The organism is Clostridium aestuarii (assembly GCF_026735135.1).
Taxonomy (GTDB): Bacteria; Bacillota; Clostridia; order Clostridiales; family Clostridiaceae; genus Clostridium_H; species Clostridium_H aestuarii.
In genome coordinates, this window is record NZ_JAPQER010000005.1 from 12,976 (window position 1) to 32,376 (window position 19,401).

Below are 19,401 nucleotides of genomic sequence, written 5' to 3' on the forward strand. Positions count from 1 at the left end.
AAATTAGATATAATTAAGAGCAGCGTATATTATCGCTGCTCTTTTAATATTAATAATGATGAATTTTTACATTCTATTTATTTTAATTAGCTTGTTTTTTAGTGAACTGGATTGAAGTTTGGTTTTACATCATCTTTTACAGAAGTAGTTGTTTCTGTATTGTTATTAGCCAAACAAACTAATGCAATTCCTAATAGATTAGCTAATCCTATTATTAAAAATACCATTTGATACATCATGTGAAATCCTCCATATATATATTTATCTATTTAATAATTTATTATTTTTGAGTGAGTATTTATTTTTACCGTAGACAATTATAATACTAAAACATTAAACTAGTAAAAGTTCAAATTACATTAAAAATAGTAAAATAGCATTTATAATTAGTGAAAAATCGTTTACAGGTCACTGTCTTTTAGAAAAGCTATTTTTTATGTAACTAATTAATAAACTAACTTTTAAGTTAATATATTGGGATATTGTAAAAAAATATTAAAATAGGTATTGACAGAGAATAAATATGAGTATATCATATAAACAACAATTAAAATAAATTCTATGAAGAGAAAAAGTAAGTAATATTTTGTTCTACAGAGAGTTGGTGTTTTGCTGTAAGCCAATGTTCAAAGTATGATTGAAAATCATCTCTGAGAAGCAAAGCTGAAGTTAATTTTAGTAAGCTTTGACGGAATCTTTCACCGTTAAAAGATAAGCGTATTGTTAGATATGTAACTAAGAGCTATAAAAGGTTTATTCGTTGTAAACTTGTTTTATAGAATTAGGGTGGTAACGCGGTTTATCCCGTCCCTTGTTTTTCAAGGGGCGGGTTTTTTATTTATGTAAAGGTGGCGATTATATGGACATTGAGGATGGTATTATTAATTATCAAAAAAGAGATTACGTTTAAATATAAGGGGGACATTCACAATGAAAAATTTATCAAAAAAAGATTTATTACTTATAGGATTAATGCTTTTTTCATTATTCTTTGGAGCAGGAAATTTAATATTTCCTCCATTTTTAGGTCAAGCAGCAGGTTCACAAACTTGGGTAGCAATGGCATCGTTCTTTATAACAGCAGTTGGATTTCCAATTTTAGGAGTAGTTGCAGTTGCTAAATCTGGTGGATTAGCTAAGTTAGCAAAAAGGGTAAATCCAATATTTGCAGGGGTTTTCACGGTTTTAATATATTTATCAATAGGACCTTGTTTAGGTATTCCAAGAGCAGGAAGTTTACCTTTTGAAATGATGGTAGCACCATATTTGCCTGAAACTATATCAAAAACTTTAGCATTGCTAGGATTTACATTAGTATTTTTTACGGTAGCTTATTGGCTTTCATTATCACCAACTAAGTTAGTAAACCGTATGGGTAAGGTATTGACACCTAGTTTGTTACTTTTAATTTTAGTTATGTTTGTTGGAGCTTTAGTTAAACCATTAGGGGGTTATGGTGCACCAACAGAAGCATATGTAACGTCTCCATTTGTTAAAGGATTTTTAGAAGGGTATCTAACAATGGATACAATAGCAGCTTTAAATTTTGGAATAGTTATCGCATTAGCAATAAAATCTAAAGGGGTTAAGGATGAAAAAGTAGTAGTTTCAACAACAATAAAAGCTGGAATGATAGCGGGAGCTTTACTAGTACTTATATATTCAATACTTGCACATTTAGGAGCAACTAGTGGTGGAAGATTTGGTGGTACTCAAAATGGAGCGCAAACATTAACAAATGTTACAACTTATATATTTGGAAAGCCAGGTGCTGTATTACTAGCAGTTATATTCACTTTAGCTTGTTTAACAACTAGTGTTGGACTTATAACTTCATGTAGTCAATATTTTTCAACATTAACTAATAAGATAGCATACAAAGGTTGGGTTAGAATATTAGCACTTTCTAGTATGACGCTTGCTAATATGGGATTAACAAAAATCCTTGCAATATCAGTACCAGTATTAAATGCAATTTATCCAATAGCAATAATGCTTATAGTACTTGCAATGTTAGATAATCTGTTTAAACAAAGTTCCATGGTTTATGGATTAACAATACTGTTTACTGGAGTTGTAAGTATAGTTGATTCATTAGGTCAGGTGGGAATAAAGTTAGGATTTGTTACAAATTTATGTAGTGGATTACCTCTTTATGCAAAAGGTTTAGGTTGGGTAGTTCCAGCAATATTTGGAATGTTTTTAGGAGTGGTAGTTAAGCTTGTAAAGGAAAAATCAGAGCATAATAAAGCTTTTGAAAATGCTAATGTACAATAAAATTTAATTATATAAGGAATGATTGCTATTGGTAAAACTATAGCAAATCTTGTATAATTTACATATAAAAATCCACTGCAGATTATGTTGTATCTGCAGTGGATTTTTTATTTTATCAATGATTTTTTAAATTCTAATTTGTTTTTAATCCTGAGCCACGAATAGTTATCTTTTAAACTATTTTATAGTTGTATTTATCTAAAATATATATAGGAAACTCCATACGAGCAGTCATTAACGGATCAACAATCTGGCATACTTTTACTTCTCCTACTAAAGATAGAAGCATTGCTGCTTCATGAACATCAAATTTAAGTTCATTGATTAAAAATTTATGCATGTTTATTGTAACTTGTTTAGCAGCTTCATCTAAGGTTTTTTTAGATGATATAGTAATAATATGTTCTCCTTCAACTACCATTGGTAATGGAAAATTTTTATCTTTTATTACATCAACTTTAATTATAACTTCTCCGTCCACTTCTAATCCACATATAACTACTTCACCATCGCCCATAACAGCATGTAAATCTCCTATGGATAAAAGTCCCCCTTTAACATTTACAGGTAAAAATACTGTAGATCCTTTTACTATTCTTTTACAATCTAAGTTTCCACCGTGCATATCAGGAACAACTGTTTCAATTTCTTCGTTTTTGGTGCTGTTCCAATTACTCCAATCATAGGGTTTATGGGAATATGAATTTTTTCATTGAAAATAGCATTGTTGTCTTTTATAGGTATGATTTTTGATTTTGGTGTATCAAAGGATTTGCCTAATACTCCGTTATTAGGGCAGACAGACATAACTCCGCTATTATTAATTTTAATATCGATAATTTCAATTTTTAAAATATCATTAACTTCTGCTTCTTCTATATACAATGGTCCAGTGGCAGGATTAGTTAATTCTTTTTTTATAGTACTAAATAATTGATTTTCATTTTTTATCTGGTTATTATAGCAATCATATGTTTGAAAAATAATAGTTTCTCCTGAATTTATTTTTTCAACGGGTTTATGAGATGCAGACATAGTAAATATAGAATTTTCTCTTTTGATACGTTTCATATAATTTCCTCCTATTTTTCTATAATTGTTGCAATAACTTCAATTTCAACTTTAAAACCAAAATGCAAATCTTTTGTAGGAACAACAGATCTTGTTGGTTTATGATTTTCGAAAAAATCACTATAAACTTTATTTACTTTATCCCATAAAGATATATCTGGAATATATATAGTTGTCTTTAAAATATGATTTTTATCACTTCCAGCTTCCTTAAGAATTAATTCTATGTTTTTTAGAATTCTGTCTGTTTCATCTTCAATAGTGCCAAATTTTTTTTCACCTGTTTCAGGATCTATGGATAATTGCCCTGAGATAAATACTAAATCATTATGTACTATTGCTTGAGAATAATGTCCAGAAGGCTTTAAAGCATTATTTGTAGATATAAATTTCATTAAAATTTCCTCCTTATTTTTAAATTATAACTATATCTTTAAATTTAACAGTTTTTATTTTTCTTTATATCATCTAAGTAACTATATACAGTTACTTTAGAAATATTTAGTTTATCAGCTACCTTTTCGATAGCTCCTTTTATTAGGAAAATTCCTTTTTCATCCATGAATTTAATTAGTGAAACTTTATCCTTTCTTTTTAAATTGTCTATATTTGTATTAGATACAATTTTATCTATTAAATCATCAACTATTTGTATTACATTATCGAAAGGTTTTACATTTTCTATTTTTTCTTGTTCTACATGCATAAACTCATCTAGAAATTCTTTTATATTTTTCATAGGGTCTAGGTCATAATTTATACACAAGGCTCCGATTACTTCACCCTTAGAATTCCTAATAAGAGCTGTTGAGGATTTTATTTCTCTATTGTCTTCAGTAACAATTTTATAATTTGCTGTATAATCTCCATCAAAATTTTTAGATAACAAAACTTGTTTAACTAAATGATCAAAGGGTTGACCAACTTGTCTTCCTGTTACATGATTATTAACAGCGTAAACAACAGAGTTTTGAGGAATTGATAAGTCGTGAATTACAACTTCGCAATTTTTACCAAATGTTTTGGCTATTAAATTTGCTATAGGAATGTATTTTTCTAATTCTTTATTAGTAAAAAACAATAAGAACACCACCAAATGTATAAATTTTTATATAAGATTATCTTTTAATAGCATTATAATAAATTCAATATTTTATCGGTTGCTTTTAAGCCGTTTCCGGATATTATAATAGCTGTTTGTTCTTTTTTATTAATGACATTGTCATTAATTAATTTGCTAAGACCTGCAAATCCTGTTGCTGATGTTGGTTCGATATAAAAACCTTTTTTCCCAACTTTTAGAAGTTCGTTTTTTATCTCGTCTTCTGTTACACTTATAAATTTACCATTTGTTTCTCTTACTAAATCTACAACTTCTTTTAGTTTAGTTGGTCTATAAATTGATATACCTTCAGCAATTGTTGGGAGTGGTTTGAAATTAATGGTATCTCCTACAAATTCACGATATAATGTATTGCAATTATCAGTTTGAATAGCATATATTTTTGGCATTTTATCTATTTCTCCAATGTTCAATAATTCTTTAAAACCTATATAAATACCTGTTACAATACTACCATTTCCTGCAACACACACTATATTATCAGGTTCCTTGAACTCGTTCTGTTCCCAAAGTTCATAAGCAAGAGATTTAACTCCATGGACAAAAAGGGGATGCCAATTATGTCCAACGTAAACACTTCCACCAATATTTTTCATTGCTTCATTTGCCACATCTGCTCGTGTTCCTTCTACTTCGATTAAATCTGCTCCGTAAACTTTCATCTGTGCTATTTTCCCTTGAGAAGTTCCAGCAGGAATAAATATTTTACAGTCAATACCTCCTAGAGCACAGTAACCTGCAAATGAAGAACCGCCATTACCACTTGAATCTTCTGCAAATTTAGTTACACCAAGATTATTAAGATAGTTAGTGACCATTACTACTCCTCTATCTTTAAATGAACCTGTAGGCATAAGGTTATCTTGTTTAACTAAGATTTTATGCCCTTTGTAGTTAATAGAAGAAAGCGGTGTTAATCCTTCACCAAATGAGATTTTAACATTTTCTCTTTTAACAGGGTAAGCTTTAGCATATCTCCACATAGTAAAATCATTTTGTTTAATATCTGATTTTTTTAATTTACCTGTAAAATCAAGCCATAATGCACCTCCACATTTACATTTTATTATTTTATCATTAGCATCGTAGAGATTTCCGCATTTTTTACATAAGTATTTCATAATAAACTCCTTCCTATATTTTTTATTTATATATTATATAATTTTTTATATAAAGTCAATATTTTTTAAATAGAATATATCACTAGTGTTTGTTAATTAGAAAGTATACTATGACTAAGTTTGTAAGCTGTGAATACTCGATAAAACTTTGGTAATTAATATTATTAGTAAAAAGATATATATAAAAAAATATATAAAAATAAATTATTTATATAAAAAAATATATAATGACTTCTTTTTTTAAGGTTAGAATAAATTTCAAATATATAAAAAAACAAATTTTAAGGCGATATTTATAATGAAACGTTTTTCTGTAATTAATGTATACATGTAGTATAATTTAGTTATGTATTATTGATTGAAAGAGGGAGAGTATATGAAACTTGGTATACTGTTTGGGGCTGGTGCAGAGATTGATTATGGCTTACCTTCAGGTGGTGAATTTGCCTTAGATATATTTAGACAAGATACAAATAAAAGTAAAGAAAAATTTAAACAAATAAGAGATAGTATTGACTATTCAACTCATTATGCAACTTATTGGTTGCCTAATGATTATGCTACTAAATCTGTTAGTTCATACGGAAAATCAGCTTTCGAAACCATTATTCGCGATACAATAGAGCATAATCGAGGTAAAATTATTGCCAAGTTTAATGATTTTGATAATATTGCTAAAAAAGAAGAAAAGAAATTAGTGAAAAAATATAATAAAAGTGTAACAAAAATTATAGAAGAAAAATTAGGACAAGATATTGCAAAGTTGAAAATGGCTCAGGTAATATCTTTTGTTGACATTTTTAAAGAGGGAAATAAAATATTCAATAGTAACTATTTCCCTGCAATGTTATTATTATATAAAGATAAAAATTTGTTAAGTGAAAATGTTCGTAATGAACTTAGAAAAATTATTATATCAATATTTCAGTTGCAAATTGGCTCACTTAGTCAAAATCTTACTCGTCGTATAAATGATGGTATTTTTGCAACTAAAGATGATTCTATAGATTTGTTAGATGATATTGGTGATATTATTCAGCTAAATTATCAATCAACAGGATTATCTGGACTTGAATATGTTATAGAGAACAAAAAAATAGATTTGAATAGTGATGACAATGTTATACTATATTTTTGTAAGAAAATTATAGAAACTATTTATTCGTCTGCTCTTGACTATAAATCATTAATTGATTCAAATTGGCATTATCTTTATTGTCCTAAAGATGAATGGGCAAAATTTTGTAAAATTAACATTTTCTTAATTACAGTTCGTCAGTATATGTTAAACCACAGTTATATGATAAAAAAGAAAATAAAAAATGGGTATTATCACGATTTAAAGCAAGCCATAGATAAAAAAAATGTAGTAAGCTCAATTGCTACAACTAATTACAATACATTTATTAGCGATGTCTTAGGAGAGAAAATATATTTTTTAAATGGTTCCACAGAAATTTGGTATGATCCATATTTGAATCGTATTGGTAAAAAAAGTGACTTGGAAAATGATGAAAAACATTTTTTAGTACCACTGTTATTTACCCAAAGTGGGACAAAACCTATGACATCAATTGAGATGTCTATGCAATATGTTAATATGTACAAAAATTTTAAAAAATCTGATGCTATTTGTGTGGTGGGTTTTGGGTTTAATCTAGATGATGAACATATTAATGGAATACTTAGAACATTAATTGATGGAAATAATAAGAAAATGGTTGTGGTTGATATAGAAAAAGGAATTCCAATACAACAACGTATAAATGCTATAGCAGATAAACTTAAAGTTCAAAATATAGGAAATATTAAGATGCTATTAGTCAATAAAAATAGAGAAGTTGATAATACTAACTGGCTAAAAAAATTGCAACAAATATTGGAAGTTGAAAATTGAAGAATTAAAGAGTAGAACTTCTTAAGAAGTTTGCAACTTAAGAAGTAGATAACAACCATTAAAAACGTGTATTTTTAATGGTTGTTTAAAAAATATGTTACTGAAAGGAAATGAGAAAAATGAAGTTAACAGTTCTTATAGATAACAATACACTTATAGATCGTTATTTTTATGGTGAACCAGGGGTATCTTATTTTATTCAAGATGATAATATTAATATTTTATTTGATGTAGGATATACAGGAGCATTTATTAAAAATGCACATAAAATGCAAATAAATTTAAAAAATATAGATTTAATAGTTATTTCTCATGGACATAATGATCATACTGGGGGACTATTTGACTTAATTAAACTGTATACAGAAGCAGCTATGGAAAAAATAAAGTATAATAAACCAAAACTTATTGCTCATCCTTTAGCATTTTCAAACAAACAATTGTCTGAAAATGAGGAAATAGGTTCCCTAATTGTAGCGGATAAATTAAACAAACATTTTGAGGTGGTTTTAAGTAAAGAGCCAATCTGGATAACAGATAAACTAGTTTTTCTTGGTGAAATAGAAAGACAAAATGAATTTGAAAACAAAATACCAATTGGAAAGGTTCAATATAATGGCAATGAAATAGATGATTATGTATTAGATGATTCTGCATTAGTTTATAAAACCTCAAAAGGTTTGGTGATTATTACTGGGTGTTCTCATTCAGGTATTTGTAATATTATAGAATACTCAAAAAAGATTTGTAAAGATGATAGAATAGTTGATGTAATAGGAGGATTTCATTTACTTAATCCAACAGAAGAAACGCTTAAATATACTTGCGAATATATAAAACAGAATAATATAAATGAGCTCCATGCATGCCATTGTACAGATTTAAGATCAAAAATAGAGTTATCTAAAGTTAGTAACTTAAAAGAAGTAGGGATAGGATTAGTATTAGAATATTAATCTAATATAATAAAATTATAGTTAAAGAATAAGATGAGATATCTAATGATTTTAGAAAAAATTTTAAGAAACTATAGGAAAATATTTAATAGGAAAATGCTATTATGTAAAAACATAATAGCATTTTTGTTAGGAATTATAACAACTGAGCGACTATTTAATAAGTTTTGAAAGAAGTTTGAATTCTGGTGTTCCGGATTTTTTCAATAAATCAAACAATACAGTTTCTGTATTTGTAATAATAGCACCCATATTTTTCATTAAATCTAAACCATTCATATAATTTTCTTTTGTTCTTGAAATTACTCCATCACTCACTACAAAAACCTCATAACCTAAAGAAATCAAATCTCTAGCAGTTTGGAAAACGCAAATATGAGTTTCTGTACCTGTAAGGATTATTTTTTTCTTTCCAGTTTCTTTAAGGTTAAAGATAAAATTATCAGAACAAGCTGAAAAAGAATTTTTTTCAAATTTAATTGCATTTTCTAAGTGATCATTTATTTCAGGAGATGTTCCACCAAGACCTTTTGGATATTGTTCTGTAAAAAATATTGGTAAATTCATTTCTTTAGCTGCTGAAATTAAAATATTTGTGTTTTTTATAACTTGGTTTCCATCTTTCATAGCTGAAACTAATTTTTCTTGAATGTCAATGATCAACAAAAGAGAGTCTTCTTTAAATAAAGTAAATTTATTCATAATTAATCGCTCCTTCTTTAGTGTTATAGGTCATTAAAAAACTGTTTATTTATATAAGCTATAAATAATTATTTGAAATACAGCTTATTATTAAGGTTATTATAACAAAGTTAGTTCTATATAACTAGTAGTATTTAATGAAACATATTAGCTTTAAATACACTTGGTAAAGTGTTTTGATATTGTCATAATTTATTAAATTAAGGTTTAATATGGTATAATAATGGATAATATAATTTATATTGGATGGGGTGATAGTATGAAAAAAATAAGTAGCAAAATAATAATGTTAGTAATTATAACCTGTTTTGTTGTGGGTTCTGGTATCGGAATTTTTAGTATTTATAATATGAAACAAAATAATTTAAAAAACATTCAAGAACTAGAAAGTAATTTAAGGAACGATTACGATGAAACCATAAAAAATGAAGTGCAAACTATGCTTAGCATACTGCAAACCTGTTACCACAAGTATAAAAATGGAGAGATAACACTTGAACAATCTAAAAAATTAGGAGCTAATATACTTAGAAATGCTCGATATAGTAAAGAAGGTTATTTTTGGGCTGATACAAGCAAAGGTGTAAATGTAGTTCTGCTTGGAAAAGATATAGAAGGTAAAAATAGATATAATACTCAAGATAAAAGAGGAAAGTATATGATTCAAGATTTAATTAATAATGGTATGAAAGAAGAAGGTGATTACACAAATTATTGGTTTCCTAAACAAGGTCAGATTGAACCACTTCCTAAAAGAGCGTATTCTCTTTACTTTGAACCTTTTGATTGGGTTGTTGGAACAGGAAATTATGTAGATGATATTGATAAAGTAGTTCTTGGAAAAAAGGTTGTTTTAGAAGAACAATTACATAAAAACATATTTACTATAAGCATTTTTATAATTATATCTATGGTGCTTTCTATTATTTCAGCACTATATTTCAGTAAAAGAATAAGCAATCCTATTCTAATAATTACTAAGCTTATAGATAATACATCCAAGTTAGATTTGAAATATAATAAAAATTTTGAAGTAATATTAAGTTATAAAGATGAAACTGGAATTATTGGAAAATCTGTAATGAATTTAAGAAGTGAATTAAGAAATATTATTGCAAATATTGACAAAAACTCAAATAATATTAAAGAGCACTCAGAAAAATTTGCATCTTCTGTAAAGGAAACTGTTCAGTCTATAGAAGCTGTAACAAAAACTGTAGAAGAGCTTGCAAAAGGTGCTACAGAACAAGCAATTGATTCTCAAAATGGAACAGAAAAACTTTCAAGTCTCGCTGATGAAATCGACATTGTTAACAATAATGCTGATTTACTTAAAGAATATTCAAACAACACAAAATCAGTTAATAAACAAGGAATACATGATATCAAAATTTTAAGTGAAAATATTAAAGAGAATAACAAATCAATTTTACAAATTGCACAAAATATAAATATACTTTCTAATAAATCTAGTTCTATTGATGAAATTGTAACGACTATACAGTCTATAGCAGAACAAACAAATCTATTAGCATTAAATGCTGCCATAGAAGCTGCAAGAGCTGGTGAGTTTGGCAAGGGTTTTGCAGTTGTTGCTGATGAAATAAGAAAACTTTCAGAACAAACTGCTCATTCTACTGATGAAATTAAAGATATGATTGAACAAATTCAAAGTGAAATAAATAATGCTAAGATTAATATGGATAAAGGACAAACTCTTCTTAATGAGGGAAATACATCGATGGTTCAAGCTGAAAAAGCATTTAAAATTATAGACAGCTCTGTTGAAAATATGATTGAACAATCAGATAGTCTTGTTCTTAACATTAATAAAGTAAATGAAGATAAAAATTCAGTAATAAATTCTATTCAAGGAATAGCTGCTATATCAGAGGAATCTGCTGCTGCTACTGAAGAAGTTTCTGCCTCTATGGAAGAACAATCAAGTGCAATGGAAAGTATATCTGAAAATGCAGAACAACTTGAAGAGGTTGTTAATGAGCTGAATTTGGTAGTACAAAAATTTAATATTTAAGCTCTATTTTAAATCAATTGTTTATTACAATCTTTTACTATAGAATTATTTAGTAGAGAGATATATAGGGGGCTGGTAGACTTATGATAGAAAAAGAAAGATACTTACCTTATTTAGCCGCTGGGGGAATGGCTTTAATATTTGGATTATCCTTTTTATTTACAAAGGAAGCGTTATCACAAGTTGAACCTATTCATTTACTAGGCTTTAGATTTGGTATAGCAGCGATAGTATTATCAATTTTAAAGATAACTAAAGTGATTAAAATTGAATACAAAGGAAAAGAGCTTCGTAAACTTGCAACAATTGCATTGGTACAACCTGTAGCTTATTTCATTTTTGAAGTTTTTGGTATACAACTAGCTAGTTCTTCAGAAGCTGGAATGATGATAGCTTTAATACCTGCTATGGTAACAATATTAGCAGTAATATTTTTAAAGGAGTTTCCAAGTAGGATACAAGTAATGTTTGTGGGATTATCTGTTACAGGTGCGATTTTTACCATTATTATGAAGAGTAGTGAAATAGGTTCAAATATGACTGGGATAATTATACTTTTAATGGCTGTATCATGTGGTTCAATATTTAATATATTATCACGAAAATACTCAATGGACTTTAATCCTGTAGAAATTACTTATGCAATGATGTGTGTTGGGGCAATAACATTTAATACAATTGCAGTAATACAACATATTATTAAAGGAGAACTATCAAATTATTTTGTGCCTTTATTAAATTTAAAAGTAATTTCAGCAGTACTTTATTTGGGAATATTATCCTCAATTATAGCTTTCTTTTTAGCAAACTATACGTTATCTAAAATCGAAGCTTCTCGTTCTGCTGTTTTTGCAAACATTTCAAGCATAGTATCTATTATTGCTGGGATTGTAATAAGACATGAGCCATTTTATTGGTACCAGATTGTTGGAGCGATTATGATTTTATCAGGAGTTTGGGGAACTAATTATTTTGGAATTAAAGCTAATAGAAAATAGTATGTTATGAAATAAATAGTAAAAATTAAATATAATGTTTTAACAAAAAACTAAAAGAGAAGCGAATAATTCTTATTGCTTCTCTGATTTAGTATTAAGTTCCTTGTGCGATTCTATTTTCAATTCTTTCAATGATTTCATCAGGATAACCTACAAGTTTTAACAATCTTACTGCATTCCTTGTAGGAGAAATTCCTTCTTTAATTAAGTAATCAAAAGTTAAACCATCTTCATTAACATGTTCTCTAAAGTAATAGCAGTCATAACCTTTTACTATTTTAGTTAAAATCAAGTCATGTGTGGCTATAGCAGCAAGAGTATTGTGTTTATTTAGATAGTCCATTATTTCAGCTGCTGCATTTATTCTTTCAGTAGGATTTGTTCCTCTGAATATTTCATCTACCATAGTAAGACAAGGAATATTATTATTACTAGCTTTTACAACTCGTAATAAAGCTTCTGCTTCTCCAAGATAATAACTTTTGCCTTTAATAATGTTATCTTGAGGTTCAATAGAGGTTACTATGTTAAAAAAGCTACCAGCATATGATTTAGCAAGACAGGTATAAATTGTTTGAGCGAAAAGAGCGTTAACTCCTAAGGTTCTTAAAAATGTTGATTTACCTGCCATGTTTGATCCGGTTAGTATTATACCACTATTGTGCATTTTAATTGAATTTGAAACGGGTTTTTCAAGTAAAGGATGAATTATATCTTCAACTTCTAATATTTTTCCATTATTAATTAATGAAGGTTCAACGTAATAATCTAAATTTTCTCTATAAGAAGCTATTGAGAGTGTTGCGTCTATTTCTCCAAGTGTGGAATAGAGTTCTATTAGTTCCTGCTTATGTTTTTCTATTTCGTTTATCATAGAAAAATAGTTTCGTTCTTGAATTAAAAACATTATACTTATATAATCACCAAATACATCAAGACCTTCAACTCTGCCAACTATAGATGATTTTTTACCTATCTTTATGCATTGTTCACTTAAAGCTTTAAGTTTGTTTGTATATTCAGCAATTTCTTCAGCATTAATTTTTGAAATTTTATTACTTACATTAACAAGGCAACCTAGATATTTTACAGATTCAATCTGTTCTTTTATAAATGAACTCATTTTATAGTGAAGAAACATATTTACAAATCCTAATAGTATTAAGAAAAAAACAAAACCACCATTTCTTGTTACAATGGATACTAAAATTAAACCAGTAAATAATAGTGCAAATATATTACATAAAAGTTTTGAAGAAGGTTTTTCTTCAAGGTCATTATATAGTACTGAAGTAATATCACTATTTGTTCTCCCAAGCTTATATAGCAATAGTTGAATTTTTTCTCTTATAGGTTCATTTTTTTGAAAAGTCTTTATAATGTTATTTCTTGAATGTAGCTTATTTATATCAAATAAAGGATTCCTTAAAATATTGTATAAAATATGTTCACCACATGTAGATAAGGTTCGATCAAGTTTTTCATATACCTTATTCATGTTTAAATCTTGCCAGGTTATATCATCAATATAAAAGTCAGTTTTAGATGATTCATTAAAGAATTCTTTTATTGTTTTATAGTTTCTCTTTCTTTTTATTTCGTGAGCCCAAGTACTTTTTATATATCTTAAAGCTCTTTTACTGAATAATTTATCTAATATATAGGATAGTAGTTCTGAAACTGACACTATATCATCTCCTAAAGTAATTTCTTCCTAGTCTATTAAATTTTTCTTTTTTGCAAGAAGCTTACTGCCAGATACTATAGATAGAACACCTAAAGTTACTCCTAAAACTATAGATACAGCTCCTATTGCAATATTAGTAGTACCAGCATTTTTTACAGTCTTGTATGTGCTTTCATCATATTTAATCATAATATACCTCCAATCAAAATTTATGTTAAGCGTGAATATGTTTGTAAATAGAGTTTTATATATTTTTACTTAGTAAATTATATCATATTGTTAAATGTAATAACATGTATATGTAGTATTATTATTAACATTTTTTCGGAATACAACATAGAATTGGAAATTTGATTTAATATAAAGCAAATTTATTAGAACTAATTTCTTACTTTGTAAAAAATAGAAAGAAATGATACCATTAGTAGTATAGAATTAGATTAATAAAGAGAAGAGCAATTTAATAAAATTTCTTAATAAGAAAGGAAGATTTAATATGTATACTTGTGCAGTATGTGAAAGTCATGTTTGTAGTACCGGAGAAAAAGAAAGAATGCCTAAAAATTGCCCCTGTTTATCAGAAAATATTGAAAAAAGTAAAGAATTATACAAAGAAGAAGAAAATGCAAAAATAGCTCATAATTCTGCTTTAGTTGAAGCAGAAGGATATTGTAAAAAAACTAGATTAGAAGAAACAATGGATTTTGCAAATAAATGTGGGTATAAAAATATTGGAATAGCCTTTTGCTCAGGATTAAAAAAAGAAGTGAAAGCATTACATAAAATATTAAAGGCTAATGGTTTTAATGTTAATTCAATTATTTGTAAAAACGGCTCAATATCTAAAGCGGAGATAGGTATTGAAAGAGAACAACAGGTTAGTTTAGAGTGTGAACATGAACCTATGTGCAATCCTATAGGACAAGCTCTTTTATTAAATGAAATGAAAACAGATTTAAATGTATTAGTTGGATTGTGTGTGGGACACGATTCATTATTTATAAAGTATTCTGATGCACCAGTTACAGTATTAGTAGCTAAGGATAGAGTATTAGGACATAATCCTGTTCAAGCTTTATATTTGTCAGAAGGATATTACAATAAAAAATTGTTCCCTAAAAAATAGATATTTTTGAATCAAACAAAGAAAATAGTACTATTATTATTTGACATTTTTCATCAATAGATATACTTTTATTATATAATATATGTATAGAAAAATAATATATAATAATATTTTGTAAAAATATATCAAAAGGGTGAAGACATGATTTATATAATAATATCATTAATTATCATAATAATAGTATTGCTTTGTAAACTAAATAAGTCAAAGATAAAAGGACATATAGGAGAGATAAAGATTAGACTTCTTCTTTTAAAATTGAATCCTCTTAAGTATAAAATCATAAATGATGTACTTTTAAAAAAAAGGACAGGCTACACTACACAAATTGACCATGTAGTTATTTCGCGATACGGAATTTTTGTAATAGAAACTAAAAATTATAAAGGATGGGTTTATGGAAATAAAAATGATGAAAAATGGATTCAATCTTTTAGAACATCACAGTATAAATTCTATAGTCCTATAAAACAGAATGAAGCACATATAGATGCTTTGAAATATTTATTAAAACGTAGAATAAATTTTAGGTCTATAATTGTGTTTAGTGATGAAGCAGTATTAAAAAATAAAATTTATAATGTAGTAAATAATAAAGAGTTGTTAAAAACTATTAAGAAATATAATAAGCCAGTGCTCTCAAGAAAAGAAGTTAGACATATGTATAAAACTATAAAAAAATCTGATATAAAGAGTAATAAAGCAAGAAGAAGTCATGTTAAGAGGGTAAAGAAGATATCGTAATGAAAGTAATAAAAAAATATTTGTATAAAAATAATTCTAGATAGTAGATATTTAGAATTGTTTTTATACAAATATTTATAATATAGTAAAAAATTCATTATTTATAAATATATGTTAGTAATAATATAATAAAAAATCTTAGTTGCTATGATTTATTAAAGCACTAGCTTGTCTTTTGAAAGGCAGCCATTCTTTATAACTTTCAGCAGTATTAGGGATGAGTTTCATTCTGTTAAAGCCTTCACGAGTTGATTTATATTCAGATATTAATTGATGTTTATTTTCATAAACATTAATTTCAGAAATTAATCCTACTGATTTTAGTGCTAGAATATGTGTTTTTATGGTTTTAGTACAGCATTGTTTTTCATTACCATATTCTAAATTAATTAGGTTTATAATTTCGTTTGTATCTATTATTTTAAGTTGAATACTTTTTTCGCAAATTAATTGAAGAATTCTAAATTTCATTGGCAGTTTCATTTTCATAATTACTACTCCTTATATTCTCTTAGTTTTAACATTTCTTTTGGATTTCCTGAAACCAAAATTGCTCCAAAAACAATTATTGAACACCCAATTATCAAATTTGGAGAAGGAGGTACACCTTTGATCAACCATTCTAATATTATAACCCAGATAGGATAAGTAATATTAAGAGCCATAGCTCTACCTACTCCAGTCATACTTAAGCCACGATACCAACTTATATAAGATGTGCTACATAATAGACCTACTAATAAAAAAAGTATTATATTAGAAGTTGTAAATGCGTTAAAGAATATTTTAAATCCTTTTATAAATGGAATAACACAAAATACATACATTAAGAAGGACGTTGTTTGTCTAACTAAAATAGCTATTTCGGGATCTACAATATCCATAGCATAAGCACCAAAAACACCTTCTAAGCCCCAGCCTAGTGCAGCGATAAAAGCAAATATTATTCCTAAATAAAAATTAGGATATAATGCAGTAGTTGGGGATATATATCCTGTAGCTATTGATCCAACAATGCATAATAAAATTCCTATTAAAGTTCTTTTGTTTAGTCTTTCTTTAAGAAATATTATAGCTAAAGCCGTTCCTATTGCAGGATAACTAGAGGTTATAACTGCTGCGTATGCAGGACCTGCCATATTAATAGAAAGTAAATATCCTGACATTGCTAATGGACCACTACAAAATGCACAAATAACAATAAGTACACCCACTTTACTAAATAAGCATCTACCAAATTCTTTGATTTTACCATTAAAAAAAGTGTAAAGTAAAATCAAAAAAGATGAAAATCCTGTGTGTATACAGGCTGCTATAAGGGGTGCTTGTATAGCAGTATTAGGATCGTTAAAGGGATATTGAGTTAATAAATAACCAAGAACAACAGCATCTATTCCCCAAGTTACACCTGAAATTAAACAATTAGCTATACCATTTTTAGCATAATGCAAATCTCTTTCTAATGTTAAACTGGCTATATTTTTCAATATTAATCTTTCCTTTCATATATAGAAGAAACTTTGTTTAATAACAAAGTTCAAAAGTTACATATTTTTAATTTAGTTTGCAGTATTTTAAACTTTTAAAAAAATATTATTATTCTTTATCAATGTATTTTATTATTCTACAAGGGTTTCCAACGGCAACAACATTAGCTGGAATATTTTTTGTAACCACGCTACCTGAACCAATTACGCTATTATCACCAATAGTTACACCTGGATTTATTATAGAACAAGCACCAATCCATACATTATTTCCAATAGTTACAGCTTTTGTATAATCAGCATTTTTAGGCCTTAATTTAGGATTGATTAGATGAGTTGCGGTAAGTATGCTTACATTAGGTGCAATTAATACATCGTCTCCAATTTTTACAAGTCCATCATCTAAAACTAAAAAATTAAAATTTGCATAAAAATTTTCTCCAATTTCCATATTAGTGCCATAATCACAATGAAAAGGAGGCTCTATTTCAAAATTATCTCCTATTTTACCAAATAGATTTTTAAGAATATTTATTCTTTGTTCTGTTGCTTCGGGGTCTGTATTATTGTATGCTTTTGTGAGATGTCTAGCTTTATTTCTTAAAAGTATTAAACCTTCCTCGTAAGCGTTGTATATTTCTCCATTTAACATTCTTTTCTTGTTTTTTTCATCCATTTTATACACTCCTTATTTAGTGCGCGCTTGAAATAGTATAGCATAGTTGTATAAGCAAATATGGTCAAACAGTTCATAAAGCTTAATATAGAAAGTAAAGTGTTTAAGAATTGAACCATGTGTTATATCTTTAAAGCACATAGTATATATTAGGAATAATAAGGTTATTTTAGAATGATACTGGAAAATATATAATGTTATGAATTATTTATGTATTTATATTTTAGAAGTATATAAAATTTTAGCAAATGGCTATTTATGTTGGTTAAAATATGATACTTTGTTATAATAAGGATGGTATGATATAATTTGATGTAGGGTGTTATTATAGAATTTAAAAGGGGGAGCGTATATGAAAAATGGCAATAGAACAGTTATTACAGTTTTAATAACATATGTAATTGTGCATATAGTATATAAATTAACAGGATTTTATTATAATTTTGGTGAAGGTATATTTAATTTCAAACTTGCAATTGACATAGTATTATGGGGTAGTATATATTTTGTAGTTTATATGAGTTTAAAAAGGTTATCATCTGTAATTTTTAAATAAGAATAATTTTTTTATATTATCAGAATATCTTTGTATTATAATTATTTTTTATTTTTACGCAAAGGTGAGAAGAAAAGTGTTAGCGATGACATAAAGGTATAAGTTGAATTTAGTAATTTCAAGGGAAAGTGGCTAATTCGATTTGATAAAGTTTAATATATAAAGTATACTATATTAATAATAGAAATAAGATAAAGAAAGGTTAAAAAGGTTTTAACAGCTAATGATTTTATAGAACACAGAAATTTGATTGGAAAATTAAGTAATGTAGAAGTGAGAATATGGTATAATCATCATGACAAAAATATTATCAATAAGATAGATAAATCATTGTCAATAAAAGAACAGGCTATACAAGCTCATTCTTTAAGAAATAAGTATAGAATGCAAGCTAGAAAATTAATGAGAGATAGAAAGCTTGCAAAGCATTTAGATATTAATAATTATAATTTGCCGTTTGAATATTATGAGAATAAATATTTAAATCAGGGATACAATAATAATTCTCTTTATGAAAAAATACTAGATGCTTCAACTAGATCAAATAAAATGGTAAATAAAAAATTGGGAATAGTATAGTAACAGACTTCAAAACAAATAAAATGTTTAAATTTAAAGTGTGTTTTGGACCTAAATCCCTTAATTATACCCTAAGAAGAATCTTAGGATGTTTTTATTTTTTGTTGATTAATAATATAAATACTAGTATTCTTATTTTGCGGAATAATTATATAATTACAGGATGTTTGTATTTATAGTTATAGGTATGTTTAAAGCATATTGCTGCTTATGCAGCAGTGGAAGTATAACTAGCATCTATCGGTGAATGGTAGGTGTTTTTTATTTTATGATTAATCGTTGTAGGATATCTGATCTGTTTTAAAAATTGGGAATATAAAATGGTTGCAGAATAAGAATTAAATGCGGAATACTACATCAGATATG

At 27.1% G+C, this 19,401-nt stretch carries 19 protein-coding genes, 1 pseudogene and 1 other annotated feature; of the genes and pseudogenes, 9 read left to right on the plus strand and 11 right to left on the minus strand.

The window, feature by feature from the left end:
• Positions 1–98: 98 nt before the first annotated feature.
• A complete protein-coding gene (locus OW763_RS11865; RefSeq protein ID WP_268041361.1) occupies positions 99–239 on the minus strand; it encodes a hypothetical protein in 141 nt (46 codons plus the stop codon).
• 313 nt (positions 240–552) lie between these two features.
• Positions 553–815, plus strand: a binding site (T-box leader).
• A 115-nt stretch (positions 816–930) separates the two neighbouring features.
• On the opposite strand from OW763_RS11865, the gene brnQ reads away from it, so the two are divergent.
• Positions 931–2,277: a branched-chain amino acid transport system II carrier protein gene (gene brnQ / locus OW763_RS11870; RefSeq protein ID WP_268041362.1), complete on the plus strand. Its 1,347-nt coding sequence runs from the start codon at positions 931–933 to the stop codon at positions 2,275–2,277.
• Between the two features lie 172 nt (positions 2,278–2,449).
• On the opposite strand, the pseudogene OW763_RS11875 reads toward brnQ, so the two are convergent.
• From OW763_RS11875 to OW763_RS11890, 4 genes and pseudogenes are all read right to left on the minus strand, one after another.
• A pseudogene (locus OW763_RS11875) lies at positions 2,450–3,348 on the minus strand (acetamidase/formamidase family protein).
• Positions 3,349–3,359: 11 nt separating this feature from the next.
• Complete coding sequence (locus OW763_RS11880) at positions 3,360–3,743, minus strand: RidA family protein (RefSeq protein WP_268041363.1); 384 nt, start codon at positions 3,741–3,743, stop codon at positions 3,360–3,362.
• A 44-nt stretch (positions 3,744–3,787) separates the two neighbouring features.
• Complete coding sequence (locus OW763_RS11885; RefSeq protein WP_268041364.1) at positions 3,788–4,429, minus strand: helix-turn-helix transcriptional regulator; 642 nt, start codon at positions 4,427–4,429, stop codon at positions 3,788–3,790.
• 53 nt (positions 4,430–4,482) lie between these two features.
• A complete protein-coding gene (locus OW763_RS11890) occupies positions 4,483–5,592 on the minus strand; it encodes a threonine synthase (RefSeq protein ID WP_268041365.1) in 1,110 nt (369 codons plus the stop codon).
• A 376-nt stretch (positions 5,593–5,968) separates the two neighbouring features.
• Between OW763_RS11890 and OW763_RS11895 the strand changes: the two genes are divergently transcribed.
• Positions 5,969–7,489, plus strand: coding sequence for a hypothetical protein (locus OW763_RS11895; RefSeq protein WP_268041366.1), 1,521 nt, complete (start codon positions 5,969–5,971; stop codon positions 7,487–7,489).
• A 119-nt stretch (positions 7,490–7,608) separates the two neighbouring features.
• Positions 7,609–8,445: an MBL fold metallo-hydrolase gene (locus OW763_RS11900; RefSeq protein ID WP_268041367.1), complete on the plus strand. Its 837-nt coding sequence runs from the start codon at positions 7,609–7,611 to the stop codon at positions 8,443–8,445.
• A 153-nt stretch (positions 8,446–8,598) separates the two neighbouring features.
• Here the strand turns inward: OW763_RS11900 and OW763_RS11905 are convergent, their stop codons facing one another.
• Positions 8,599–9,147: a hydrolase gene (locus tag OW763_RS11905; RefSeq protein WP_268041368.1), complete on the minus strand. Its 549-nt coding sequence runs from the start codon at positions 9,145–9,147 to the stop codon at positions 8,599–8,601.
• 259 nt (positions 9,148–9,406) lie between these two features.
• Here OW763_RS11905 and OW763_RS11910 point away from each other — a divergent pair, with 259 nt between their 5' ends.
• Complete coding sequence (locus OW763_RS11910; RefSeq protein ID WP_268041369.1) at positions 9,407–11,182, plus strand: methyl-accepting chemotaxis protein; 1,776 nt, start codon at positions 9,407–9,409, stop codon at positions 11,180–11,182.
• An 83-nt stretch (positions 11,183–11,265) separates the two neighbouring features.
• Positions 11,266–12,180 (plus strand): DMT family transporter, encoded by a 915-nt coding sequence (locus OW763_RS11915; protein WP_268041370.1) that lies wholly within the window; start codon positions 11,266–11,268, stop codon positions 12,178–12,180.
• A 94-nt stretch (positions 12,181–12,274) separates the two neighbouring features.
• Here the strand turns inward: OW763_RS11915 and OW763_RS16920 are convergent, their stop codons facing one another.
• The gene (locus OW763_RS16920; RefSeq protein WP_268041371.1) at positions 12,275–13,867 is read right to left on the minus strand and encodes a MutS-related protein; all 1,593 of its coding nucleotides are present in this window, start codon (positions 13,865–13,867) and stop codon (positions 12,275–12,277) included.
• Between the two features lie 27 nt (positions 13,868–13,894).
• Entirely contained in the window at positions 13,895–14,056 is a 162-nt protein-coding gene (locus OW763_RS11925; protein ID WP_268041372.1) for a hypothetical protein, read from the minus strand.
• Between the two features lie 307 nt (positions 14,057–14,363).
• On the opposite strand from OW763_RS11925, the gene OW763_RS11930 reads away from it, so the two are divergent.
• Entirely contained in the window at positions 14,364–14,993 is a 630-nt protein-coding gene (locus OW763_RS11930) for a DUF1847 domain-containing protein (protein ID WP_268041373.1), read from the plus strand.
• A gap of 141 nt (positions 14,994–15,134) precedes the next feature.
• Positions 15,135–15,737 carry a nuclease-related domain-containing protein gene (locus OW763_RS11935; RefSeq protein WP_268041374.1) on the plus strand — a complete coding sequence of 201 codons (603 nt, stop codon included), beginning with the start codon at positions 15,135–15,137 and terminating at the stop codon, positions 15,735–15,737.
• Positions 15,738–15,875: 138 nt separating this feature from the next.
• On the opposite strand, the gene OW763_RS11940 is transcribed toward OW763_RS11935, so the two are convergent.
• From OW763_RS11940 to OW763_RS11950, 3 genes are all read right to left on the minus strand, one after another.
• Positions 15,876–16,226, minus strand: a complete 351-nt coding sequence (locus OW763_RS11940) for a hypothetical protein (protein ID WP_268041375.1) — start codon at positions 16,224–16,226, stop codon at positions 15,876–15,878.
• Positions 16,227–16,231: 5 nt separating this feature from the next.
• On the minus strand, positions 16,232–17,224 hold the full coding sequence (locus tag OW763_RS11945) for a DMT family transporter (RefSeq protein ID WP_268041376.1): 993 nt from the start codon (positions 17,222–17,224) through the stop codon (positions 16,232–16,234).
• Between the two features lie 109 nt (positions 17,225–17,333).
• Positions 17,334–17,900, minus strand: coding sequence for a sugar O-acetyltransferase (locus tag OW763_RS11950; RefSeq protein WP_268041377.1), 567 nt, complete (start codon positions 17,898–17,900; stop codon positions 17,334–17,336).
• A gap of 352 nt (positions 17,901–18,252) precedes the next feature.
• Between OW763_RS11950 and OW763_RS11955 the strand changes: the two genes are divergently transcribed.
• Both OW763_RS11955 and OW763_RS11960 read left to right on the plus strand, forming a co-directional pair.
• The gene (locus OW763_RS11955) at positions 18,253–18,456 is read left to right on the plus strand and encodes a hypothetical protein (RefSeq protein WP_268041378.1); all 204 of its coding nucleotides are present in this window, start codon (positions 18,253–18,255) and stop codon (positions 18,454–18,456) included.
• Positions 18,457–18,702: 246 nt separating this feature from the next.
• Positions 18,703–19,035, plus strand: coding sequence for a hypothetical protein (locus OW763_RS11960; RefSeq protein WP_268041379.1), 333 nt, complete (start codon positions 18,703–18,705; stop codon positions 19,033–19,035).
• Positions 19,036–19,401: the final 366 nt, after the last annotated feature.